This is a genomic window from Moraxella sp. ZY200743 (assembly GCF_050885545.1).
Taxonomy (GTDB): domain Bacteria; phylum Pseudomonadota; class Gammaproteobacteria; order Pseudomonadales; family Moraxellaceae; genus Moraxella; species Moraxella haemolytica.
The window spans coordinates 648,595-672,368 of the sequence record NZ_CP091313.1; the positions used below are offsets into that span (position 1 = coordinate 648,595).

Consider the following 23,774-nt stretch of genomic DNA (forward strand, 5'->3'; position numbering starts at 1 on the left):
AATAATAATGAAAAATAGGAATAAACAGATAATAATACCAAAAAACAACCAATTTTTGGAAAAAATTTATCACATAAATATTGATGCGGTCATGATGGTGTTAGATGATTTTTATTTGTCTTAAAGCTGTTGTTGTATCGGTTTTGAAGGGGGTTGGCTGATTTTTGGGCGTGATGATTATTGAGTATCATGATTAAAAGTCTCTTGCAAAAAAAAGACGAGTTTTAATAAAGCTCGTCTTTTTGTTGGTTACTTTAAAAACACTCCGTAGCCAATATTGTTCGTTAAATCCTCACATTCATAGCCAATCTCGGTCAAAGCATCTACAATGTGTCGCAATGAGTTTTTATTGGCCTGTAAGCCAACCAGTACTCGACCTTCAGCAGCACCGTGATTGCGGTAGTGAAATAGCGTAATGTTAAAATCTTGCCCTAGCTTTTCAAGGAAATTTAATAATGCCCCAGGGCGTTCAGGGAACATGATGCGAAATAGGCGTTCATCGGTCAGTCGTCCATGCCCACCAATCAGATAGCGGATATGTGTTTTGGCAACTTCATCATCGGTTAGGTCATAAGCTTCATAATTGTCTTTATCAAAAATCCGCATTAAAGTGGTTCGTTCAGCTTGCCCTTCTTTTAAGCCAATACCGACAAAGACTTGGGCGACTGCTGGGTTGGTGGCATCTAGCCGATAGTTAAACTCGGTGATGTTTCGCCCCTCTAGAACACGGCAAAAATCCAAAAATGCCCCTGTCTGTTCTGGTAATCGCACCGCAAAAATTGCCTCTTTGTTCTCACCAATCTCGGTGCGTTCGGCAATATAACGCAAGCGATCAAAATTCATGTTCGCCCCTGATATGATTGCTACGCAGTTTTTGCCTGCTAGGTTATGCTCTTTGGCATATTTTTTAAGACCTGCCAGTGCTAATGCCCCAGACGGTTCAACGATATGGCGATTTTCCTCAAAGATGTCTTTGACGGAGGCACAAATTTCGTCATTATTACAGGTTATCACATCATCAACAACCTTGCGTTGACCATTTGATTTGGTCAAATTGACGACATCAAAAGGAATCTGACCGATTTGGGCGACCGCCACACCATCGGCAAATAAGCTAACCTGTGGCAGGCGAGTTCGCTCACCATCGGCTAAGGCGACTTTTAGGCAAGCAGAGCCTTCAGATTCTACTGCAATGACTTTGACATGAGGGGCAACCTCGCCTAAAAATGCTGCTACGCCTGCAACAAGCCCACCACCACCGACAGGCACGAAGACATACTCCATCTCTCTCCAGTCTTGCGATAGCTCTAATGCTACCGTGCCTTGACCTGCAATCACAAGCTCATCATCATAAGGGGCGATGTAGGTCATGCCATCGGTATTTGCCTTATCCATAGCAAATCGGTTGGCTTCATCAAAGCTATCGCCATGCAGATAGACATTGCCTCCAAAAGCCTTGACCGCCTGCACCTTGATATCAGGGGTGGTTTTTGGCATGACAATTAGGTTGTTAAGTTTTAAGCGATTTGCTGAATAAGCAACCCCTTGAGCGTGATTGCCAGCAGAGGCACAAATAATCCCCTTTGCCTTTTGTTCGTCTGATAGCTGACTGATTCGGTTGTACGCTCCACGCAGTTTAAAGCTAAATACAGGTTGCAAATCCTCTCGTTTTAGGCGAATGTTATTACCAAAGCGAGTGGATAACTTTTCTGCTTTTTCAAGCGGTGTACGAACGGCAACATCATAGACGGTGGCTGTGATGATGGCACGGACATAGTCGGATAGGGTCATAAGGTTTCCTTAGTATCTTATTTTACAAATTTTGGTTAGCGATTTGGCTTGTTGGGTTTTTGTGATGAACTTGCTTGTTTTGACTGATTGGGTTTAAACATGGCTGTTAAAAGTGTGCTTTTAGGACAAATGACAATCTGTAAATTTTGCCTGAGTGTTTATCAATCACTACCCTTAATCAGCTGTGTCATGAATCTGCACATCAACCATATGGTTGCCAATCAAGCCAATGTTGCTGTCATTATAAACTTATTGTAGGCGAGTTTAAAACATTTGCCAATCATCAGTTGATAAAAGTTTTTATTTTAATAAGTTTTGGCGGGCGAAATAATCATAAAATCATTAGCCATCACGCCATCAGTATAAGCCAATGATGAACTGTTACGCCTAAGATTGCAAACTGGTGTGTTGTTTTGTGGGTGTGATGGTGATATTTCTATGTACATAGGGTAAAAAATAAGATTGGCAAAAACCAATCTTATTTTATGTGTTAAGTTATGAAGTTTTAAGCATCTAACTGTGCCATCACTTCATCGCTAAAATTGACATTGGTATAGACTTCTTGGACATCGTCCAAGTCTTCTAGCATATCAATCATTTTTAGTACCTTTTGAGCATCGTCAATGTTATCAATATCAGCAGTTGTGCTTGGCGACATGGTAACTTCAGCACTATCCGCTTTTAGACCTGCTTCTGCTAAAGCATCCACCACCGCACCAAAGTCGTTTGGTTCTGTGATGACCAAAAGGCTCTCACCGTCATTTTCAATATCACTTGCCCCAGCTTCTAGGGCGATTTCCATGACTTTGTCTTCAAGTGTAACATCATCAAATACAATCTCACCACGCTTAGAAAACAAATATGCCACCGAACCTGATGTACCAAGATTGCCACCATGTTTAGAAAATGCGTGGCGTACCTCGCCAACAGTACGATTGACATTATCGGTCATCGTCTCTACAATGACTGCCACACCGCCTACGCCGTAGCCTTCGTAGGTAATCTCTTGGACATTGTCTCCTTCGCCACCACCTTGACCTCGCTCAATGGCGCGCTTGATGACATCTTTGGTCATGTTGGCAGCATTGGCTTTTTCTAAAACAGCACGAAGACGGGGGTTGTTGGCTGGGTCTGGATCACCACCTTTACTTGCAGAGACGATTTCACGGATAATTTTGGTAAAGATTTTGCCTTTTGCGGCATCTTGCTTGGCTTTGCGATGCTTGATGTTCGCCCATTTACTATGACCTGCCATATTACACCTTTAAAAATAAAAATTGAAATGAAAATGGCGACATTATACAACAGTTGTGGGATTTTTTCTATGGTCATTGTGTCCTAGTGCTTCTAATTGCCCAACATTTTCTTTCAAAAAATCAATCATGTATCGCACCTTAATTGGCAGAAGGCGAGTGGCGGTCAAAATGATAATTGGCACAGGTTTGCCCTGCCAATCAGGCAATACTGGTATAAGCTCTGTGTCAGCTGCAATATTGGGTAGTAATGCTATCCCAAGTCCTTGTTTGGCCAGTCCACTTAGTAGGCGAAAGCTGTTGGAATGATAGAGCATTTTGGGGTGGGTGGTCAGCACCTGCGTATCACAAGATAGCTCCCAATCCAAAACCCCTAAAAATGCCAAACCGTGATGATGAGCCAGTTCATCAGGTGTTTTGGGTGTACCAAACTTGTCTAAGTAGGCTTTTGATGCAAATAACCGCAAGCTAGATTGGCTTAAAGGGTGGACGATGTAGTGATTTTCTTTTGGTATGCCTGCCCGTATTGCCATATCCACACCGCCTGCCAAAAGGTCAGTTTTTTGGGCGGAGACATCAATGTGGAGTTGGATTTTAGGATATTTTTGATAAAATTTAGGCAAAATGGTCATGAGCCAATCTGCAATTTCGTTATTCACAGATAATTTTAATACCCCTTTGGGTTCTATTTTTAGGCCATTCATCGCCTGATGGGTGCGATTAATTTCATCTACGATGGCTGTTGTGCGTTCAAAATAAAATAGTCCTGCTTCAGTGAGTTCTAATTTTCGTGTGGTGCGGTGAATGAGTTTTAGCCCCAGATGATTTTCAAGTTCATTGATTTTTCTGGATAAGGTGGACTGGGGGATATTTAGAGTTTGGGCAGTTTTGCTAAAACTTTTGTTTTTAACCACTGCCACGAACAAAACCAAATTGGCTAATTGTTGAGGATTCTGCATTATTATACCATATATGGATAAATGTTATCTATTATAGCTATTTATTGGATAATAAGAAAGCTCTATAATATCTCATACTTCATAACATATGAGAAAAAATATGCTCTATATTAGAAAATCTTCTGAGCGTGGTCATGCTAATTACGGCTGGCTAGATACTCACCATAGTTTCTCCTTTGCAAATTACCATGACCCTGCTTTTATGGGTTTTTCTGACCTTAGGGTCATCAATGAAGACCGCATTGCTCCAACCATGGGTTTTGGCACACATCCGCACAAGGATATGGAGATTTTGACCTATGTATTAGAAGGTGCTATTGCCCATCAAGACAGCATGGGGAATGTCAAAGATTTTCAGGCAGGCGAGTTTCAGATTATGTCGGCAGGCACAGGCGTTACGCATTCGGAGTTTAATCCAAGTGATGACACAACCTTGCATCTACTGCAGATTTGGATACAGCCTAATGTGCTTGGCGTTACCCCAAGATATGATCAAAGACGCTTTGCCGATAAGCAAGGGGGCGTGCTGATTTTATCGCCAACAGCTGAGCATGAGTCATTTCAAGTCTATCAAGACATGAAATTATGGCGATATCAATATGCCAAAGACAGTACTGATACCATCACTTTGGATACCAATCGCCACTACTGGTTACAAGTGGTCAAGGGAAGTTTTTCTGTCAATGGCAATACTGTCTATCAAGGCGATGGCATGGCAGTTGGTGAAGAGAGTGTGCTTGATGTTATGATAAATGAGGATTGTGAGTTTTTGTTGTTTGATTTACGCTGATGATTGTTAATTTTAATCGCTTAATATTCATCTATTGTTTTAGACCAAGTGCTAAGAAATTACTTTTTGTCGTTGGTGATACACAGATGGTGCAACCAATGATGAATTTATCAATATGTTAGGTTTTAAAGAGAAGGGTTATGACAAAACAAGTTGCCGTGCTTGTCGGTTCTGCAAGCAAAAGTTCTTTTAATCATTTGGCGGTAAAGTATTTGCAAAAAATCGCTCCAAGTTCGTTGGTATTAAACATCGTTGAGATTGGTGATTTGCCTTTATATGACCGTGATTTTGATGGTATGGATATTCCTGCTTATACTCGTGTGCGTCAAGCAGTCAAGGCATCAGATGCAGTGATTTGGGTGTCGCCTGAGCATAATGGTGGTTATTCTGCGATGCTTAAAAATGCTATTGATGTGGTGTCTCGTAACCCAGAAGGAAGCCTATGGATTGGCAAACCGCTTGGGTTAATGACGGTCAATGCCAGTGGTAGTACAAAAGCGATTGATGCGTTGCGTGTTATTGCGTCTGCACCTTATATCAATATGCCAACTCTGCCGTTTGGGGCGAGCATTGGTGGGATTTTTGCAGGAGCGTTTGATGGTCATGGTGAGCTGGTTAGTGAGCCTGCTAAAGCCACTTTACAGGGTTTTATGACTGCCTATGCAGACTTTGTAGAGAGCTTCTGATTTTATTTTTTAAAAACCACCAGTCAAACTCATTGGCTGGTGGTTTTTTATGAGAATTTGGGCTAAAATACATCAATTTGAAAAATCAAGAGTATTAATGCGTCCCATTCATTCCTATCGTAAGACACTACCCCTAAAAGAGCGCATTCATGTCGTCATTGAAGGCACGGACACTCGTGCAGGTAAATTCTTTGATGTCATTTTGCTACTTGGCATTGTGCTAAGTGTGGCGGTGGTTATGCTTGATAGTGTACTGATTTTTAGGTTGCAGTATGGACGGCTATTTCTCTATGCAGAATGGTTTTTTACGGTATTATTTACCATAGAATATATTTTACGGCTATATTCCGCCCCTGACCGCCGCCGTTATGCCTTTAGTTTTTTTGGTGTGGTGGATTTATTGGCACTATTGCCAACTTATTTAAGTCTATTTTTTGTGGGAACGCAGTATCTTTTGGTGGTGCGAATTTTACGCATCTTGCGTATTTTTCGTATATTCAAATTGCGTTCTTATATGCAACAGGCGGGGTTTTTGGCGGCGGCATTTAAGACTTCTCAGCACAAAATCATTGTTTTTTTCATTTCTTTATTGCTTTTGGTTACCATTTTTGGTTCGGTGTTGTATGTGGTTGAGGGTCCAGAAAATGGCTTTACCAGTATTCCTTTGTCTATTTATTGGGCGGTCGTTACCTTGACAACGGTCGGCTATGGCGACATTTCACCAAAAACACCCATTGGTCAAGCGATTGCAAGCATGGTGATGATAACCGGTTATGCCATCATTGCTGTGCCGACAGGTATTTTTACTGCCGAGCTAACCCGCACGATGCGACCGCAGTTACATCCTATCAGTTGCCCAAAATGTGGTAAATTTGGTCATGCTTCTAACGCTAAATTTTGCGACCGATGTGGGCATGATTTGCACATCTAATCCATCTTTATCTTTAGCCATGTATTTTGATTTGATGGCTTATCTTAGGGCCTATGCTTGATGAATATCCAAACTTTATCCAAAAAAGCACCCATCACATTAGTCCTAATCGTCTCTTTTGTGGTGGTGGCGTGCTATCAGCTTCTACAAGGCGTAGGTCTTGATAACCCAAGTTCAAAAGATTTAATCGCTTTTGGTGCCAATTTTTTGCCCTTGAGTTTAACTTATGAGCCGTGGCGATTGGTTTTTAGTGTCTTTTTGCACATCGGATTGATTCATCTGTTGTTTAATGGTTTTGCCATGTATTATTTTGGCATGGTGGTTGAGCAGATAGTTGGCAGGCTACAGTTTTTGGCGTTGTTCTTATTATCGGCAGTGGGTGGTAATCTATTAAACCTTTACATCACTTGGCAGGAAGTCTTAGCAGATGGACGCTTTGGTGTATCGGCAGGAGCATCGGGCGGCATCATGGGTTTTGGTATGTTTTTGTTGGTATTGGCAATCACAAAGACACCCACCATGTTTGTACTAAACACCAAAAGTCTGGCAATCATCATGGGGTTAAACTTTGTGATGGGCTTGACTATTGATGGGATTGATCAGGCAGCTCATTTGGGTGGTGCGTGTATTGGGGCATTGTTCGCCCTATTGATTTGGGCGGTGAGTCGATGGCGACTGTCTGGCGTGTGTTTTTGGTTGTTGTCTATGGTACTGTTACTTGTCTATGGTTTGATATGGTGGTATCTTCATAATGAGATCATGGCGGTTATGCACGCCATTTAAATGTCCATAAATCCACTTGATTGCCCACCATCACCCCAATCACCGCTTGCACGCCACCGTCTTGATGTCGCCAATCACCCAAAACTACTCTTTTTTTGTTGGTCATCTCATGAATGGCAGGGTGGTGTGTATGCCCATGTATGAGTACATCGCAGGTCATCAAGGTTTGTTGTACAGCTTGAGAATTGACATCCATGATGTGCTTGGACTTGCCGGATTTGTCATGAGTGGACTTGGCTTTGATTTTGTTGGCAATTTGTCTTCTTTTGGCAAGTGGTTGTTTTAAAATCAGCCAAGCAATAAGGGGGGTTTGGACAATCTTACGGTAGCGTTGATATGCTTTATCATCAGTGCAAAGGCGATCGCCATGCTCTAATCTGTAAAGCTGACCAGACTGTAAAAAATAGGGCTCCTTAATCAACCTGCCTTCAAATTCATCGCAGAGTGTCTGACGAATGGCAAAATCACGATTGCCATGCATGACATGAATCTTGGCTGTTGTTGATAAGTGTTGCAGGGCTGATAAAATGGGTGTTAAAAAATGCTGTTTTTTTTCATTATCGTTTAGACTTAGGTAGTCATCATCGCCAATCCAACCATCAAGCCAATCACCCAAAATATACAAATGCATTAAATTTGGCAAAAAAGACAAATCTTTTAGGAGTGCCAAAAACGCCTGATTTAAAGCAGGTGTGTCTGCTGATAGGTGTAGGTCGCTGACAAAAACCGTGCTGATATCATGCGGACGAGTGGTGATGAGATGATTAAAATTTTGCATATCTGATGGAGTGGAAAAAAGAAGGGCGAATTATTTTCGCCCTAGTCTTTAAGATGGATTTGGTGGACTTTATCAATAAAATCACCTTAAAGTATGCTAAAATTATTTTGAAATTACTTTAGCAGAGTTAATCACGATTGGCTCGCGTGGCACATCACTGTGATAGCCATAGCGACCGGTTGGTACACCTTTGATTTGATTGACCACATCCATACCATCGGTTACTTTGCCGAATACGGCATAACCCCAACCTTGTGGTGTTGGGCTGCTATAATTTAAAAAGTCGTTATTTTTAACATTAATAAAAAATTGGGCGGTTGCTGAATGTGGGTCGTTGGTGCGAGCCATGGCGATTGTGCCAATGTCATTTTTTAGACCGTTGTCCGCTTCATTCTTAATTGGTGTGCCAGTACGCTTCTCGTTCATGTCGCTATCCATACCACCGCCTTGAATCATGAAGCCATCAATCACACGATGGAAAATCGTGCCATCATAATGACCGCTTTCAACATAGTCAAGGAAGTTGGCAACGGTAACAGGGGCTTTTTCGGCATTAAGTTCAATCACAATCGCACCATGGGTGGTGTCAAGCTGTACAATCGGCATATCCATAGGTATTCCTATTTAAAATTAACAGTGAAATTGACGATATTATAGCAAAGTTTTGGCACAATGGGAAATGCTCAATAAAAATCAGAGTAATTGCATGGAAAAAAATTGTTGACTGCTTGATAATTCTTTATTTAATAAAAATATGCTAGAATAGTGAGATTGACACGACTTGTTTAATTATTTGATGCTTTTTGTTTGATGCTTTAAAAAAATCACCAATTGGAAACTGTTATGACTGAGATGCTATCTGAAAAAAACGACTTTATTCGCCAAATCATCCGTGATGACCTAGCTGTTGGGAAACATGATGGCATCATCACTCGTTTTCCACCAGAACCAAATGGCTATTTACACATTGGTCATGTTAAGTCCATCTGCCTAAATTTTGGTGTGGCAGGTGAGTTTGGTGGTGTGTGTAATTTGCGTTTTGATGATACTAACCCTACCGCTGAAAAGCAAGACTATGTAGATAGTATCAAAGAAGATGTCAAATGGCTTGGTTTTGAATGGGCGGGCGATGTTCGCTATGCGTCCCATTATTTTGATCGGTTGTATGAATGGGCGGTACAGCTCATCAAGCAAGGTGATGCTTATGTTGATTTTCAGACACCTGATGAGATTCGTGAACATCGTGGCGGTTTTGGCAAGCCATCTGTTGAGTCGCCACAGCGTAACGCTACGATTGAAGAGAATCTTGCTCGTTTTGACGACATGAAAAACGGCAAATACAAAGAAGGTCAGGCGGTACTTCGTGCCAAGATTGACATGAATCATGCCAACATGAACATGAGAGACCCTGTCATCTATCGTGTCATGCACGCCCATCATCACCAAACAGGTGACAAATGGTGTATTTATCCAATGTACGACTACGCTCACCCATTATCGGACGCCATTGAGAATATTACACATTCGCTATGTACATTAGAGTTTGAAGATCATAGACCTTTTTATGATTGGGTAGTAGAAAAGGTGGGCTTTGTTAAACCGCCACACCAGTATGAATTTAGTCGTCTTAATATTGATCATACGCTAACTTCTAAGCGTAAGCTAAAACGCTTGGTGGATATGGGTGTGGTATCAGGGTGGGATGACCCAAGAATGCCAACAGTGGCAGGCATGAGACGCCGTGGCTATCCAGCTGAAGGGTTAAGAGACTTTTGTGAGCGAATAGGTATTTCTAAGACCGATGGCGTGGTGGATTTTCGCCAGCTTGAATTTAGTATTCGTAATGCTCTAGAGAATAAAACCGCTCGGGGCATGGCGGTACTTCGCCCATTAAAAGTTACGATTCAGAACTTTGATGAGGCGGTGGCAGATTTTAAGCATCTTAAAAAAGATACGGTTAAAGCTTGCTTGGATAATGGCGTATTATGGCTAACTCAGCCAAAGCACCCAAATGTGGATATGGGCGAGCGTAAAATCCCGTTCACCAAAGAAATCTATATTGACAGAACCGACTTTGAGGTCAGTCCGCCAGCAGGCTATAAGCGACTGTCGCCAGAAAACCCTGAGATTCGTCTGCGTAATAGCTACATTCTAAAAGTGGAAGAATACATCACTGATGAAAAAGGTGAGGTGGTTGAGCTGATTGCAACCATCGATGCTAAGACTTTGGGCAATAATCCAGAAGGTCGTAAGGTTAAAGGGGTGATTCATTGGGTATCTGCCACGCATGGTGTTGATGCGATTGTCCGTATGTATAATCATCTGCTATTAGAAGATGATGAAATTCATCCAGAGGTTACTTTGCATGAAAAAGACATGCTAGATGCTGATACCGATGCCGATACACTATGGATTAAACAACACCTAAATCCTAACTCGCTCACTACTTATCAAGCGGTTGTTGAGCCGTCTTTAGCGAATGTTGTGGGCGGTGAGCGGTTCCAGTTTGAGCGTGAAAGCTACTTTGTAGCAGATACTGTGGAATCTACCAAAGATTTGCCTGTGTATAATCAAATTGTTAGTCTAAAAGATGGTTTTTAATCAATATTTGAATGAATAATTACTAATCAAAAAACCGTCAGTGATTGAACCACACCCCAAAAGTTAGACACTCAGATTCTAACCTTTGGGGTGTTTTTATTTGACCGTTTGCTTAACTAACCAAATAAAACAGCCATAGGATAAATGAAATAAAAATTCTAGCCAGTTAATGCGTAAATGGCGTAAATGTGGTAAAGTAGTTAGCTAAAATGAAGATAAAATAGAGAAGATGATATGAAGATTCTATTGGCTAATCCACGAGGATTTTGTGCGGGTGTGGATAGGGCGATTGCCATTGTGAATGAGGCATTGCGTCGTTTTAATCCGCCGATTTATGTGCGTCATGAAGTGGTGCATAATAAATTTGTGGTGGAAGACCTTGCCAATCGTGGAGCGATATTTGTTGAAGAGCTTGATGAAGTCCCTGATGGGGCGATTGTGATTTTTTCGGCACATGGCGTCTCAAGGGCGGTAGAAGATGAAGCGACTCGCCGAGACTTGACAGTCTTTGATGCCACCTGCCCACTGGTAACAAAAGTACATATTGAGGTGGGTAAATTTGCCCAAGAAGGCATGGATGCTATTTTAATTGGTCATGCAGGACACCCTGAAGTAGAGGGAACGATGGGGCGTTTTGATACTAGTTTTGGCGGTCGCATTCATCTGGTGGAAGATGCTGATGATGTCGCCGGCTTGAATTTTGATGAGGATAAAGAACTTGCCTTTGTAACACAAACAACTTTATCAATGGACGATACGGCAGTGGTCATTGATGCATTAAAACATAAATTTCCTAAAATCAACGCACCCAGAAAAGATGATATTTGCTACGCCACCCAAAATCGTCAAGATGCGGTCAAATCTTTGGCAGAACAATGTGATGTTGTGTTGGTTGTTGGCAGTCCAAATTCATCAAACTCTAATCGCTTAAGAGAGCTTGCTGAGCGTTTGGGGGCATGTGCTTATTTGATTGACAATGCCGGTCAGATGGATAAGGCGTGGTTTGATGGCGTGGCGTGTGTGGGTGTTACTGCAGGTGCATCAGCTCCAGAGATATTGATTCAAGAAGTATTGGCGACTTTGCAGTCATGGGGGGCAGAAGATCCCCAAGAGATATGTGGCATTGAAGAGAATGTTACTTTTAGTCTGCCTAAGTCTTTGCGTACTTGATGAATATAGCATAAGTAAAGCACAATCAAAGAAACTCAATAAAAAGAAGAACAAAATGACAAAACTTAATTTATCGCCACGCCACATGGGTGAAGTGCCTGAGGAGCTGGTGCAACAGTTTGGTTCATTAACGCTGGCTCGTGTCTTTTTGGCACGAGGTGTTGATGATGTGTTACTGCTTGATACTTCGGTGGGCAGTCTATTGCCTGCAAGTGAGCTAGCAGGACTGGATAAGGCGGCAGCCTTGATTGATCACGCCATTGACGACAAAAGAATCTTAATCGTTGGCGATTTTGACTGTGATGGAGCGACTTCGACCGCCTTGATGGTTCGTTGTTTAAAAGAGATGGGTGCTGATGTGAATTTTTTGGTGCCTGATAGATTTAAGTTTGGCTATGGTTTGACACCAGAGATTGTTGAGTATGGCGTAGCACAATTTGACCCAGAGGTTATTATTACGGTGGATAATGGCATTTCAAGCCATGAGGGTGTTGAGCGTGCCAAAGAGCTGGGTGTGCAAGTCATCATCACCGACCACCACCTTACTACCAAAGCATCGCCAGAGGCTGCTGCGGTGGTCAATCCAAATCAGCAAGGTTGTAATTTTGGTAGCAAGTCTTTGGTGGGTGTTGGAGTGGCATTTTATGTGATGGGGCGAGTGGCTCGCATTCGTAGAGAGACTGGAAAAAAAACCACGAGTGTTGCCAAATATTTGGATTTGGTAGCGTTAGGCACAGTAGCTGATGTTGGTACGCTTGACCAAAATAATAGAATCTTGGTAACGCATGGGGTTAATGCCATTCGTGATGGGCGTGCCTGTCATGGGGTGCTTGCCATTCTTGAGCAATCTGGGCGATACCATGAGAAAATCAGTAGTGATGACTTGGGTTTTGCCATCGCACCACGCATTAACGCTGCAGGGCGTATGGATAATATGCAAACAGGGGTGGAATGTCTGCTTGCTGACGATTGGAGTACGGCATATACGCTGGCACTTGAATTAAATAAACTCAACCACTCTCGTCGTGCCATTGAGACGCAAATGCGTGATGAGGCATCGCAGATTATTCAAGACCTGCACCTAAATTCATCTGACGAACCGACCCTACCACGAGGCATTGTCCTACATCAAGATAATTGGCATCAAGGGGTGATTGGTATCGTGGCAGGGCGAATTAAGGAGCGACTATATCGTCCAACGATTGTATTTGCTCCTGCTGATGCGAATAAAGTTGGTGATGAAGATTGGATCAAGGGGTCAGCACGCTCTATAGCAGGCGTGCATATCCGTGATGCCATTGAGTCGGTGGCAATCACACATCCTGAATTAATTGCTCATTTTGGTGGTCATGCGATGGCAGCAGGTCTAACCATTAAAAAACGCCATTTTAACACCTTTAAAACGGCTTTTTTGGCGGTGTTAGACGGTTTTGATGAATCAGTATTTAACGAAGAGCATTTCACTGATGGTGAGCTTGCTCCTCAGGATTTTAGCTTAAATTTTGCTCATCGGCTCAAAAATGCTAGCGTGTGGGGCAATGGCTTTGCACCACCAAGTTTTGATGGGGTGTTTGAAGTGCTGAATTTTCGTGTCATGAAAGACAAGCATCTAAAGCTAACACTCCGCTTGCCAGAAGTTCAGTACCCCATTGATGCAATTTGGTTTAATTTTGATGCGGATAAATGGGATTATCGTGCCAGTCGTGTGCATATTTTGTTCGCCCTAGATATCAATGAATGGCAGGGTAATCAAAGTTTGCAATTACTCATCAAGGATTTAGCGGTTAATCAGATTGCACCGATGGTTGCACCGCACCGTATGTGATAACACCCCTTGTCTTTGGCAAGGGGTTTTTGGCTTGTTTGGGTTGTGATTTTTTGATGATGCTTGCTTGATAGATGTGTTGTAGGGTTGATGGATTAAAGGTTGCTTGGGCTAAAGTATAGTCATCAAGGTTTAAAGTTAATAAGCTAAATGACTGTTGCGACTCTTATTGATATTGCTGTTTTTTTGTGAGTGGTGATAGATAAAATCAAAAAAACAAAAGCCCTTTCTTATGAAAGGGCTTTTTTAATATGGCTCCCCAACCTGGGCTCGAACCAGGGACACACGGATTAACAGTCCGATGCTCTACCGACTGAGCTATTGGGGAATATTAATTCTTTAAATTATCGGTCTATTTAAAGAATGGTGGGTCGTGCAGGATTCGAACCTGCGACCAATTGATTAAAAGTCAACTGCTCTACCAACTGAGCTAACGACCCAATTTGTGTTGAGTATTATACTAGATAATTTCAACTTTGCAAGTATTTTTTTACTTGAATTATTAGGATAATGGTGGGTCGTGCAGGATTCGAACCTGCGACCAATTGATTAAAAGTCAACTGCTCTACCAACTGAGCTAACGACCCTTATCGCTAATGTGGTGCGTATTATACACCATATTTTTAACTTTGCAAGTGTTTTTTCAATTATTATTTAAAAATAATTAAAATAATGGTTTTTTATAAATTATCTAAAAAACCATTATTTTGGGATTAGTTATGTGATAGCGCTTCCACAGGGTTTAGGCGTGCGGCATTTCTGGCAGGTAAAAATCCAAATATAATGCCGATTAAAGTTGAGCAGACAAAAGCTACGATGATGGAAGTTGGCGAATAAATCACCCCAATATTATCACTGCCAAGACTGTTAATGACTGCTCCGATGCCAAAGGCAAGTAAAATGCCTAAAATACCACCCAATACGCAAACCAACACCGCTTCTATCAAAAACTGCTGCATGATGTCAGACTGTCTTGCTCCGACCGCCATGCGTACACCAATTTCGCTTATGCGTTCGGTAACAGAAACAAGCATGATATTCATGACGCCAATACCGCCAACAATGAGTGATATGATGGCAATTGATGAGATGAGTAATGTCATGGTGCTTGTGGCGGATTGGACAGTTTCTTTGATGCTGTCGGTATTCATGATATCAAAATCATCTGTACCATGCCTAGATTTGATGAGGTCAAAGATGGCATTCTCTGCGATGTCAGAGGGTGTGTCGGTATCTACGAGTACCACGAATAAATTGATATGGCTTGTGCCTAGCATGCGGTGCATGACGGTTGTGTAGGGCATATAGATGTTTGGGGTGTTGGTATTGTGTCCAAATGATGAATTTTTGGCAGAAAGTACGCCAACGATTTGCCCTGGCATATTACCCACCATCAGCATTTGACCGATGGGATTGCCTTGTCCGTTAAAAAAAGTTTTATAAGCATTTTGATCAATGATGATGTCTTGAGCAAGAGCGGATATGCTAGCATCATTAAAGCCTTGCCCCATCTCAAGTTTTTCGCCTGTTACCGCCAAATAATCCTGACCAATGCCGTTGATATTGCCTGTGGCTTCGGTATTCTTATAACGGATAGAAACGCTGGTATCCACCTGTGGGCTGACAGACTGAGCATAAGGTTGTGCGGCGACGGCATTGGCATCATCAACAGTTAGATTATCGTAGCCATAGCGACGGCGTGGGTCGCCATAAGGATACCCATCAATAACGGTGATGGTATTGGTTCCTAGTGCGTTAATGTCATTTAAAATTTTGGCTTGCGAGCCTTGACCTAACCCCACAATTGACACAACAGAAGCAATGCCAATGATGATTCCTAGCATGGTGAGTAGCGTCCGCATTTTGTGAGCTTTCATGGCATAGATGGACATTTTAAAGGCTTCTTTTAGGCGGTCTAGCACGCTCAGTAGGGCATTGTTTGAGTCAAAGGACTGCTTGCTGATGGCGGTGCTTTGATGGGTGTTTTGTATCTGATGGTTATTATCTTGTTGCTTGGCATTGTCTGTGTAATAATCAGCGATGACACGACCATCTTTTAATTCAATCACACGCTCAGCTTGGCTAGCCAAACTTGGGTCATGCGTTACCATAATAATGGTATGCCCATCATCTTTTAGACGGTGCAAGATATTCATGACTTCCTTGCCTGAGCCACTATCTAACGCTCCTGTCGGTTCATCCGCCAAAATGATATCACCCCCATTCATTAAGGCTCGGGCAATAGAAACTCGTTGCTGTTGTCCGCCTGAGAGCTGATTGGGTCGATTATTGATTTTATTGGCTAACCCTAACTGGGCAAGTAGCTCGGCGGCACGCTTGCGTCTTTTGGCGGTGCTTGTGCCTGCATAGACTGCAGGAACGGTAACATTATCTAAAGCATTGATGTCGCCAAGCAGATGATAACGCTGAAAAATAAAACCAAAATGCTCACGACGCAACTTAGCAAGCTCTTCGCCATCCATGTTATCAACCGATTTGCCAAAGATGGTATAGCTTCCACTTGTGGCTTTATCCAGACAGCCTAAAATATTCATCAGTGTGGACTTGCCAGAGCCTGACTGACCAATGATGGCAACCATCTCACCTTGATAAAGCGTTAAATTAATGCCATGCAAAATACGCACATGATCATCGCCTGCCTGAAAATCACGAATGAGATTTTTCACTTCAATGAGCGGTTTTTTTGGGTGTGTTGTCATATAGTGCCATGTATATTGTGTTGTTTGGTTGGTGGTTTTGATGTCTTTTGCTTATCGCATCATCGGCGGTCTGTTGAGTTTTTATTTTGACCGCCTTTACCTGATTCTCCAATGACGACTTTATCACCTGCTTGTAGACCTGATTTTATTTCAGCGTTAATGCGGTTATTTAGACCAACTTCTACCTCTACAATCTTGGCATGACCGTCTGCATTCACCACTTGTACGGTGTGTTTATTGCCCACGCTTTGTATGGCGGCAGAAGGAATTGTTAGAACATTTTTGACTGAATCGATAATGATATTGACTTGCGTGGTCATGTCAATGCGAAATTTTCTCTCGGTATTGTCCACATCAAGATAGCCAATATAGTATACAGCCGAATCGGTGCTACTATTGGTGCTAATGTTCTCAGGGGCAGGGTTAATCCCAGTTAATACCGCATCAAACTGTTCGTCAGGCTTACCGATGATATTAAAACGAGCAGGGAGACCTGTCTTGACATTGATGACATCAGCTTCTGATATTTGGGCGTTGATGCGTACACGACTTAAGTCGGCTAATGTAACAATCGTGGGAGCGGACTGCATGGCATTAACCGTTGTCCCTTCTTTTTGGGTAATAGAAACTACTGTGCCATCCATCGGTGCGGTGATGGTGGTATAACTAAGGTCCTCTTGGGCGGTGGATAGATCGTTTTGGGCTTTGTTAATGGCGGCTTTTTGACTTTGAATGTTAGCACGAGCAGCATTGACATCATTTTTGGCATTTTGAATGTTAGCACGAGCAGCATTGACATTCTCCTGTGCAACCTCAACAGCAGCTTTGGCATCGTCGTAGTCTTGATGACTGACTGCATTGATTTCTACCAAGCCAGACAAGCGTTCTAGTGCCTTTTTAGCTTTATTAAGTTCGCTTAGGCGTGCATTTAGGATGGCAGTATTACTACTGATACTGCCTTGGGCGGATTGTAGGTTGCTTTGGGCTTGGGCGAGTGATGCGTTAGCTTGTTGTAGGTTTGCCTGTGCGTTTAACACGGTGTTTTTTTGTCCTACTTGGTTGATTTGAGCGATGATATCGCCTTTTTTAACCTCATCACCAATTTCAACATATAGCTTGACTATTCTGCCCGATACCTGAGCCCCAACATCAATGCTTTTGATGGGTTTAACTTTGGCTGATGACATAACCACGCTTTCGATATCGCCCATCGTTGCTTCGGCTGTTAGATAATTAGGCGGAGCATCTTTGGTCTTAAAGAAATGATAAGCTAAGGCTGATGATAATAAAATAACCAGAATGACGATTAGCCATTTTATCATGGGTGGTAATTTGTGTTGCTTGGTGAATATTATAGTCATGGCTCGGCTTTCCAATTTTAGTATTTAACTAAAATCAATCTTATGCTACTGATAAAACGATGCAAAGATGATTTGAATATAAAATGACGATTTGATTATAACATGATCATCGGTTTTAAGGTTGATAAAATGCTTGGCTTGAATAACAAAAGAGCGATAAGTCTTTTTTGATAAAATTTATGGGCAATGCTTAAAGTGTATAAGTTTTGATTGAGCTACTTAATTTGGCGGTTACTGGCATAAGAGTGGATATTTAAAATGATGATTGTTGCTAGATTGATTAACTGTGAGTGGTTGGGGGTTTTAGTTAGTCTGCTTTAACTTAGTGTATACGGCTTTGTTGTGATGATAAACCGCACATTGATAGACACAGTTGCCTCATCATTAACCAAACATCGGCATCATAAATGCCTTTAATGGCACAGTCAATCTCATAAATCCATCTAAGCCAATTACCACTCATGCCATGTGTGCGGTGGGCGGTTTGGGTGTATGATTGAATTTTGCTTTGCCAAATACCCAGATCACCTGCTGATTTGCCTGATTGTAACTGTAAAATAAGCCTTGCGTCTTTATTCAATGCCCATAATATGATGCTCGGGGCAGTGCCAACATCTTGTAGGTGCTGTAAGATATTCAAGGCTTTGGTAGCATTTGCCATGAGTAGTTGTTCGGACAAATCAAATACGCTAAATTCAGCCCCATTAACCAAGCAGGTATTTAGCATGGCAAGGTCAATAGGTTGTGCGTTATTTGGGTATAATAAAGACAGTCGCCACAGGTTCTGATGAGCGGTCAGTAGATTGTTTTCGGTGTGTGATAATAAAAGTTGCCACGCATCGGGTGTTAGGGTGATCCCTAATTGCTTAGCTTGTACCTGCAAAACATCATGACGCATCTGCTCGTTATAAATATTGGCATCAATAATAAGACCATGCGTGTCAAATAACTTAACCGCTTTGGTGGCTAGAGACTTTTTATCTTGTTTGGGTAAGCACCAAATCAGATGATGGGGGGTGCTTTGGGCAATACGCTCAAGTGTTGCCATAATGTTGGCAAGACCTTCTTTGTCGGCTTTAGGTTTATGATTGCCACTAATAATGATTGCACTGGTATCACCAAATAGACTTAAGCTATCAAGTTCAGTAACCACCTCGCTCCATGACTTAGAGCTACTAAGCTCAATGCGTTTGATGGTTTGTTCATTGGCACGCCAGATGGGACGACAGGCATCAATCAGCCAAGAAATCATGAGTGGCTCATCAGAATGCACCAACCAAAAACCTGTAATGGGTGGTGCATTTTGTGCAGTTAATAACTGCTTAAATAGTGGTAAAAAACGCTGCTGCATGAGCCTATCTTATTTTGATTTGGCGTAATACTGTTCGGCGATACGCTGTGCCAGATGTTCATACAGCCATTGCTTGGTTTTTTCGCCTTGCTGATCTAGCGTGATGATACTAGCTTCGTTATATTGATAGCTTTGTTCTACTTGGATTGGGTGTTTGTGTGTCTGATTGTTAATTGTATAACTGACATCCGCCATCAATACCAAGCGAACCTCTGTCAATGTACCTACCAGTTCATAACGGCGAAAACGCAAGTTGTCCACCTTAATAGTGTTGGTGGCATCAGCTTGGTTTGTGATGCCAAGTAGCTGTAGCTGTTTTGATAAGGGTTGCTTGAGTGCTAACGCTTCTTGATTGTCCGCCAGTATGATACTTGTGGTGGCATATAAGGGGCTGGCTGATACGCTATTTTGGGTGCCACGCAGGGCAAAGCCACAAGCACTAAGGCTTGTTGCTATTGCCATAACTAGGACAGGTGCTAGGGTTTTTTTCATAAAGTTTTCCTAAGCAAATATGACCTACAGTGTGGTTTGTGTTATCCTGCAACAACAAAGCTGACCAGTTTGTTTGGTACTACGATGGCTTTTTTGATGTCGCCTGTTATGAATTTATCCACACCTTCAGCTGATTTGGCAAGTTCAATCAAGCTATCATTGTCTAAACCAGTAGCAACTTCCATCTTGCCACGCACTTTACCATTGACTTGAATGACCATTGTCATGGTGTCACTTACTAATGCTGATGTGTCAAGTGCTGGGAAGGTAAGTGTGCGACTATCAAAACCAAACGCTTCTAATAGATGCTCTCCCACATGAGGTGCGTATAAAGACAGTATGGTTAGTAGGGCGATGAGTGATTCGTGGCGAGTTGCCAAATCACCATCATCTTTTACTGCAAATGCTCCAATGTCATTAGCAAGTTCCATCAATGATGATACAGGTGTGTTGAGAGTCAAATGTTCACCTAAAGCTGTATCAATCTTAGAGATGGTCTCGTGCGTCTTACGGCGTAGGTCTTTGGCAGGTTTTGATAAATTGGTAGTATCAATGACAAGGGCTGACTTATCCACGCCTTTGATGGCAGTTAGATGCTCATCGCTAAGTCGCCATACTTTCTTGACAAAATTGTAAGGACCTTTTAGGGCAGAGTCCGACCACTCTAGCGTTTGGTCGGCAGGAGCGGTAAACATGGTATAAAGTCGTACTGTGTCCGCTCCGTACTCATTCATGATGGTCTGTGGGTCCACACCATTGTTTTTGGATTTGGACATTTTTTCTATTTTGCCGATGATGACAGGCTTGCCATCTGCTATCAGTACTGCTTCATTGCCACGCACTTCTATCTCATGGGGGAAGTAATAAGTTTTTGAACCATCATTATTTTCACGGTAGAAAGTCCCTGCTAGTACCATGCCTTGTGCCAGTAGGTTCTCAAAAGGTTCTGCCCCTTTAACCAATCTTTCATCACGCATGACTTTATGGAAAAAGCGAGCATACAACAGATGTAAGATGGCGTGTTCAATACCGCCTACATATTGGTTGACAGCTAGCCACTTGTCTGCACCTTCTCGACCGACCATTTGGGTGTCATCATGGGGAGTGGTGAAACGCTGAGCGTACCAACTACTTTCCACAAAAGTATCAAAGGTGTCGGTCTCACGCTCGGCAGATTGACCGCATTTAGGGCAGGTGCAGTTGACGAATTCTGGCATGGATTTTAAGGGGTTGCCTCGACCATCAGGTACGACATCAGTTGGCAGTACGACAGGCAAATCGCTCTCTGGCACAGGCACTGTTCCGCAATACTGGCAGTTGATCATTGGAATAGGGCAACCCCAATAACGCTGACGACTCACGCCCCAATCACGCAGGCGGTATTGAGTGGTAATCTTGGCTTTCTCTCCCACTAATTCTAGGATTTTGGTGGTGGCGGTGTCTTTGTCCATGCCATCAAGCACGCCAGAGTTTATGCACACACCGCCTTTGTCAGAATACCACTCTTGCCATGCGTCTGTGCTGTACTCTTTATCTTTGAAAGTAATGACTTGTTTGATGGGTAGGTCATACTTTTTGGCAAATTCAAAATCTCGCTCATCATGAGCGGGCACACCCATTACCGCCCCTGAACCATAACTCATCAGGACATAGTTGGCAACCCAAATAACCACAGGATCACCTGTTACAGGATGCGTGGCAGTTAAGCCTGTATCCATGCCGACTTTTTCAGTCTTGGCAAGTTCTGCCTCTGCCACAGAGCCTTGTTTGCATTCGCTGATAAAGGCTTGTAAAGCGAGGTTGTCTTGGCTAGCATAGGTGGCAAGGGGGTGCTCGGCAGACACTGCAAGATAGCTTACCCCCATTATGGTATCAGGGCGAGTGGTAAAGACAGTGAGTTTGTCTACTTGTCCGTCTAATTCATAAACAAAATCAAGCTCCATGCCATGGCTTTTGCCAATCCAGTTATGTTGCATGGTAAGTACTTGTTTTGGCCATTTGTTTTCTAGCAGTTTTAAATCGTCAAGCAACTCGTCTGCATAATCTGTGATTTTAAAATAATACATTGGGATATCATGCTTTTCAACAAGTGCACCTGAACGCCAACCACGACCATCGATGACCTGCTCGTTGGCAAGTACGGTATTATCCACAGGGTCCCAGTTTACGGTGGAAAGTTTTTTATAAACCAAGCCTTTTTTATAAAGTTGTAAAAACAGCCATTGCTCCCATTTGTAGTATTCAGGGGTGCAAGTGGCAAACTCACGAGACCAGTCAATTGATAGACCTAACGACTTTAATTGACCACGCATATGCTCAATATTTGCCATTGTCCATTTATAGGGAGCGACTTTATTGTCAATGGCGGCATTTTCGGCAGGTAAACCAAAAGCATCCCAGCCCATCGGTTGCATGACATCGTAGCCCTTTTGACGATAATAGCGACTTAGCACATCGGTGATGGCGTAGTTGCGTACATGCCCCATGTGTAGCTTGCCACTAGGGTAAGGGAACATTGAGAGCATGTAACGAGTGGGTTTGCCGTTATCACAGTTATCCGTGTGGTAGCGGTTATCGGCTTGCCATTTGGCTTGTTGTGTCTGTTCAATGGATTTAAAATCGTAATCGTTTAGGCTCATGGCTATCTCAGATAATTATTGGGTAAAATATTGGAAAATTAACAGGTTATTATAGCGTAATTTTGATATAATTTGCCAATATTTTTATATCTTAAGGGGAAGTCATGCTGACCATTTATGGCATCAAAAATTGCAACACCATGAAAAAAGCATTTGATTTTTTAAATCAAAATGGCATAGCGTATGAATTTTTTGATTATAAAAAGTCGGTACTTAGCCTAGAGCAGTTTAAAAAATTCGTGGCGACTTTTGGTGAAAAGACCATCAATAAACAAGGCACAACTTATCGTAAGTTTGATGACACCATCAAAAATACACTCATGAGTGGTGATGTCTCTGCCATGTATGAGATGATTAAGGATTATCAAAGTGTGTTAAAACGCCCAATTATCATGGGTGATGATGTGGCTTTGATTGGTTTTGACGAGCATGAATGGGGTGGGGCGCTTGGCGGAGAGTGAGATTGGTCATTATGCTGATTAAAATAAGCATAATGGCAAAATGTATAAAGACGCTAGTCATAACAAGATTTTGCGAGTTTTTGACTTTGGTGGTATTTTGGCATTAACCATCAATAGCAATGTTGTCGTCTGTGTGAATCTGTGTGAAGGTGAAGTTTGCCTAATTCATCATTTATTGGAGTTTTTGGTCATTAGCCACCTTCACACAAATGACTTTGTTAAATTAATTGATAAAGTCTGATTCTCTTAAAATCTGTGTGCCTACACCTTCATCGGTAAAGATTTCTAGTAAGCAGGCGTGCGGAACTCGCCCATCTACGATGGTGGCACTTCTAAGCCCTGCTTTAACAGCATCTAAAGCTCCTGAGATTTTAGGTATCATGCCACCACTAATCGTGCCGTCAGCGATGAGATTATCAACATCGGTGGGCGACAAACTGGTCAATACACTGCCCTCTTTATCAAGCACGCCTTTAATGTTGGTCAGTAGCAATAAGCGTTCAGCATTTAAAAACTCTGCCACTTTGCTTGCGACAAGGTCGGCATTGATGTTGTAGGTCTCGCCTTTTTCATCTACGCCAAGTGGGGCAATGACAGGAATAAAATCGCTATGGATTAGCATATTGATTACTTCTGTATTGACATGAGCCACTTCGCCCACAAAGCCCAAATCAATGGCATTGCCATCTTTATCGGTCATGGCAAGTTTGGTTGCTTTGATGAGATTGGCATCTTTGCCAGTCAAGCCAATTGCTTGTCCGCCATGCTTATTGATTAGGTTGACAATGGATTTGTTCACACTGCCACCTAGTACCATCTCTACCACATCCATCGTCTGTTTGTCGGTGACTCGCATGCCGTCTATGCGGTCAGATTCACGACCAAGTTCATTCATGAGATTATCCACCTGTGGACCTCCGCCGTGTACTACCACAGGATGAATGCCTACGGTTTTTAGCAGGACAATATCACGGGCAAATGAGCTTTCTAGCACAGGGTCGGTCATGGCATTACCGCCGTATTTGATGACAATCAATTTATCTTTGTAACGCTGAATATAGGGTAGGGCGGTGGTGATGACCTCACTGGTGTGTTTGGCTTCGTCTAAGGTTAGGGATTTGTGTTGCATGGCTATTCCTTTGAAAGTATTGGTAAATGGATTGGTATCCGCTTTGCTTGATTG

At 42.4% G+C, this 23,774-nt stretch carries 19 protein-coding genes and 3 tRNA genes; 8 read left to right on the plus strand and 14 right to left on the minus strand.

Going from position 1 to position 23,774, the window contains the following annotated elements; translation table 11 throughout:
* Positions 1-249: 249 nt before the first annotated feature.
* The 3 genes from ilvA to L3D27_RS03140 form a co-directional block, all read right to left on the minus strand.
* Complete coding sequence (gene ilvA, locus L3D27_RS03130; RefSeq protein ID WP_432481518.1) at positions 250-1,791, minus strand: threonine ammonia-lyase, biosynthetic; 1,542 nt, start codon at positions 1,789-1,791, stop codon at positions 250-252.
* A gap of 505 nt (positions 1,792-2,296) precedes the next feature.
* Positions 2,297-3,046, minus strand: a complete 750-nt coding sequence (locus tag L3D27_RS03135; protein WP_284674198.1) for a YebC/PmpR family DNA-binding transcriptional regulator — start codon at positions 3,044-3,046, stop codon at positions 2,297-2,299.
* 42 nt (positions 3,047-3,088) lie between these two features.
* Positions 3,089-4,003, minus strand: coding sequence for a LysR family transcriptional regulator (locus L3D27_RS03140; protein WP_432481519.1), 915 nt, complete (start codon positions 4,001-4,003; stop codon positions 3,089-3,091).
* A 100-nt stretch (positions 4,004-4,103) separates the two neighbouring features.
* On the opposite strand from L3D27_RS03140, the gene L3D27_RS03145 reads away from it, so the two are divergent.
* From L3D27_RS03145 to L3D27_RS03160, 4 genes are all read left to right on the plus strand, one after another.
* Positions 4,104-4,793: a pirin family protein gene (locus tag L3D27_RS03145; protein WP_373627468.1), complete on the plus strand. Its 690-nt coding sequence runs from the start codon at positions 4,104-4,106 to the stop codon at positions 4,791-4,793.
* Positions 4,794-4,933: 140 nt separating this feature from the next.
* A complete protein-coding gene (locus L3D27_RS03150) occupies positions 4,934-5,479 on the plus strand; it encodes an NADPH-dependent FMN reductase (RefSeq protein ID WP_284674201.1) in 546 nt (181 codons plus the stop codon).
* A 97-nt stretch (positions 5,480-5,576) separates the two neighbouring features.
* Positions 5,577-6,410, plus strand: a complete 834-nt coding sequence (locus L3D27_RS03155; RefSeq protein WP_432481520.1) for an ion transporter — start codon at positions 5,577-5,579, stop codon at positions 6,408-6,410.
* Positions 6,411-6,470: 60 nt separating this feature from the next.
* On the plus strand, positions 6,471-7,193 hold the full coding sequence (locus L3D27_RS03160) for a rhomboid family intramembrane serine protease (protein WP_432481521.1): 723 nt from the start codon (positions 6,471-6,473) through the stop codon (positions 7,191-7,193).
* Here L3D27_RS03160 and L3D27_RS03165 read toward each other — a convergent pair.
* Both L3D27_RS03165 and L3D27_RS03170 read right to left on the minus strand, forming a co-directional pair.
* Complete coding sequence (locus L3D27_RS03165; protein WP_432481522.1) at positions 7,177-7,971, minus strand: UDP-2,3-diacylglucosamine diphosphatase; 795 nt, start codon at positions 7,969-7,971, stop codon at positions 7,177-7,179. The two genes, L3D27_RS03160 and L3D27_RS03165, sit on opposite strands and share 17 nt — an antisense overlap.
* A 102-nt stretch (positions 7,972-8,073) precedes the next feature.
* Positions 8,074-8,583, minus strand: a complete 510-nt coding sequence (locus tag L3D27_RS03170) for a peptidylprolyl isomerase (protein ID WP_373627474.1) — start codon at positions 8,581-8,583, stop codon at positions 8,074-8,076.
* 231 nt (positions 8,584-8,814) lie between these two features.
* Between L3D27_RS03170 and L3D27_RS03175 the strand changes: the two genes are divergently transcribed.
* From L3D27_RS03175 to recJ, 3 genes are all read left to right on the plus strand, one after another.
* Entirely contained in the window at positions 8,815-10,572 is a 1,758-nt protein-coding gene (locus L3D27_RS03175; RefSeq protein WP_432481523.1) for a glutamine--tRNA ligase/YqeY domain fusion protein, read from the plus strand.
* 234 nt (positions 10,573-10,806) lie between these two features.
* Entirely contained in the window at positions 10,807-11,742 is a 936-nt protein-coding gene (gene ispH, locus L3D27_RS03180) for a 4-hydroxy-3-methylbut-2-enyl diphosphate reductase (protein WP_284674206.1), read from the plus strand.
* 55 nt (positions 11,743-11,797) lie between these two features.
* Positions 11,798-13,567 (plus strand): single-stranded-DNA-specific exonuclease RecJ, encoded by a 1,770-nt coding sequence (recJ, locus tag L3D27_RS03185; protein ID WP_432481524.1) that lies wholly within the window; start codon positions 11,798-11,800, stop codon positions 13,565-13,567.
* A 252-nt stretch (positions 13,568-13,819) separates the two neighbouring features.
* Here the strand turns inward: recJ and L3D27_RS03190 are convergent.
* From L3D27_RS03190 to leuS, 8 genes are all read right to left on the minus strand, one after another.
* Positions 13,820-13,895: transfer RNA gene (locus tag L3D27_RS03190), tRNA-Asn, on the minus strand.
* Positions 13,896-13,931: 36 nt separating this feature from the next.
* Positions 13,932-14,007 (minus strand) — tRNA-Lys (locus L3D27_RS03195).
* 71 nt (positions 14,008-14,078) lie between these two features.
* Positions 14,079-14,154, minus strand: a tRNA-Lys gene (locus tag L3D27_RS03200).
* A 126-nt stretch (positions 14,155-14,280) separates the two neighbouring features.
* Positions 14,281-16,287 carry a MacB family efflux pump subunit gene (locus L3D27_RS03205; RefSeq protein WP_432481525.1) on the minus strand — a complete coding sequence of 669 codons (2,007 nt, stop codon included), beginning with the start codon at positions 16,285-16,287 and terminating at the stop codon, positions 14,281-14,283.
* 59 nt (positions 16,288-16,346) lie between these two features.
* The gene (locus L3D27_RS03210; protein WP_432481526.1) at positions 16,347-17,648 is read right to left on the minus strand and encodes an efflux RND transporter periplasmic adaptor subunit; all 1,302 of its coding nucleotides are present in this window, start codon (positions 17,646-17,648) and stop codon (positions 16,347-16,349) included.
* 322 nt (positions 17,649-17,970) lie between these two features.
* Entirely contained in the window at positions 17,971-18,999 is a 1,029-nt protein-coding gene (holA, locus tag L3D27_RS03215) for a DNA polymerase III subunit delta (RefSeq protein WP_432481527.1), read from the minus strand.
* Positions 19,000-19,008: 9 nt separating this feature from the next.
* The gene (locus L3D27_RS03220; RefSeq protein WP_284674210.1) at positions 19,009-19,491 is read right to left on the minus strand and encodes a hypothetical protein; all 483 of its coding nucleotides are present in this window, start codon (positions 19,489-19,491) and stop codon (positions 19,009-19,011) included.
* A 41-nt stretch (positions 19,492-19,532) separates the two neighbouring features.
* On the minus strand, positions 19,533-22,130 hold the full coding sequence (gene leuS / locus L3D27_RS03225) for a leucine--tRNA ligase (protein WP_432481528.1): 2,598 nt from the start codon (positions 22,128-22,130) through the stop codon (positions 19,533-19,535).
* 104 nt (positions 22,131-22,234) lie between these two features.
* Between leuS and L3D27_RS03230 the strand changes: the two genes are divergently transcribed.
* The gene (locus tag L3D27_RS03230) at positions 22,235-22,591 is read left to right on the plus strand and encodes a Spx/MgsR family RNA polymerase-binding regulatory protein (protein WP_432481529.1); all 357 of its coding nucleotides are present in this window, start codon (positions 22,235-22,237) and stop codon (positions 22,589-22,591) included.
* Between the two features lie 223 nt (positions 22,592-22,814).
* Here the strand turns inward: L3D27_RS03230 and argB are convergent, their stop codons facing one another.
* The gene (gene argB / locus L3D27_RS03235; protein ID WP_432481530.1) at positions 22,815-23,720 is read right to left on the minus strand and encodes an acetylglutamate kinase; all 906 of its coding nucleotides are present in this window, start codon (positions 23,718-23,720) and stop codon (positions 22,815-22,817) included.
* Positions 23,721-23,774 lie beyond the last annotated feature (54 nt).

Coding starts and splice junctions, on each gene's coding strand:
- recJ (WP_432481524.1), top strand. CDS start 11,798: ATGACAAAACTTAATTTATCGCCACGCCACATGGGTGAAGTGCCTGAG.
- L3D27_RS03160 (WP_432481521.1), top strand. CDS start 6,471: ATGAATATCCAAACTTTATCCAAAAAAGCACCCATCACATTAGTCCTA.
- L3D27_RS03220 (WP_284674210.1), bottom strand. CDS start 19,491: ATGAAAAAAACCCTAGCACCTGTCCTAGTTATGGCAATAGCAACAAGC.
- ilvA (WP_432481518.1), bottom strand. CDS start 1,791: ATGACCCTATCCGACTATGTCCGTGCCATCATCACAGCCACCGTCTAT.
- L3D27_RS03135 (WP_284674198.1), bottom strand. CDS start 3,046: ATGGCAGGTCATAGTAAATGGGCGAACATCAAGCATCGCAAAGCCAAG.
- L3D27_RS03230 (WP_432481529.1), top strand. CDS start 22,235: ATGCTGACCATTTATGGCATCAAAAATTGCAACACCATGAAAAAAGCA.
- holA (WP_432481527.1), bottom strand. CDS start 18,999: ATGCAGCAGCGTTTTTTACCACTATTTAAGCAGTTATTAACTGCACAA.
- argB (WP_432481530.1), bottom strand. CDS start 23,720: ATGCAACACAAATCCCTAACCTTAGACGAAGCCAAACACACCAGTGAG.
- L3D27_RS03165 (WP_432481522.1), bottom strand. CDS start 7,971: ATGCAAAATTTTAATCATCTCATCACCACTCGTCCGCATGATATCAGC.
- L3D27_RS03210 (WP_432481526.1), bottom strand. CDS start 17,648: ATGACTATAATATTCACCAAGCAACACAAATTACCACCCATGATAAAA.
- L3D27_RS03170 (WP_373627474.1), bottom strand. CDS start 8,583: ATGGATATGCCGATTGTACAGCTTGACACCACCCATGGTGCGATTGTG.
- L3D27_RS03145 (WP_373627468.1), top strand. CDS start 4,104: ATGCTCTATATTAGAAAATCTTCTGAGCGTGGTCATGCTAATTACGGC.
- leuS (WP_432481528.1), bottom strand. CDS start 22,130: ATGAGCCTAAACGATTACGATTTTAAATCCATTGAACAGACACAACAA.
- L3D27_RS03205 (WP_432481525.1), bottom strand. CDS start 16,287: ATGACAACACACCCAAAAAAACCGCTCATTGAAGTGAAAAATCTCATT.
- ispH (WP_284674206.1), top strand. CDS start 10,807: ATGAAGATTCTATTGGCTAATCCACGAGGATTTTGTGCGGGTGTGGAT.
- L3D27_RS03140 (WP_432481519.1), bottom strand. CDS start 4,003: ATGCAGAATCCTCAACAATTAGCCAATTTGGTTTTGTTCGTGGCAGTG.
- L3D27_RS03150 (WP_284674201.1), top strand. CDS start 4,934: ATGACAAAACAAGTTGCCGTGCTTGTCGGTTCTGCAAGCAAAAGTTCT.
- L3D27_RS03155 (WP_432481520.1), top strand. CDS start 5,577: ATGCGTCCCATTCATTCCTATCGTAAGACACTACCCCTAAAAGAGCGC.
- L3D27_RS03175 (WP_432481523.1), top strand. CDS start 8,815: ATGACTGAGATGCTATCTGAAAAAAACGACTTTATTCGCCAAATCATC.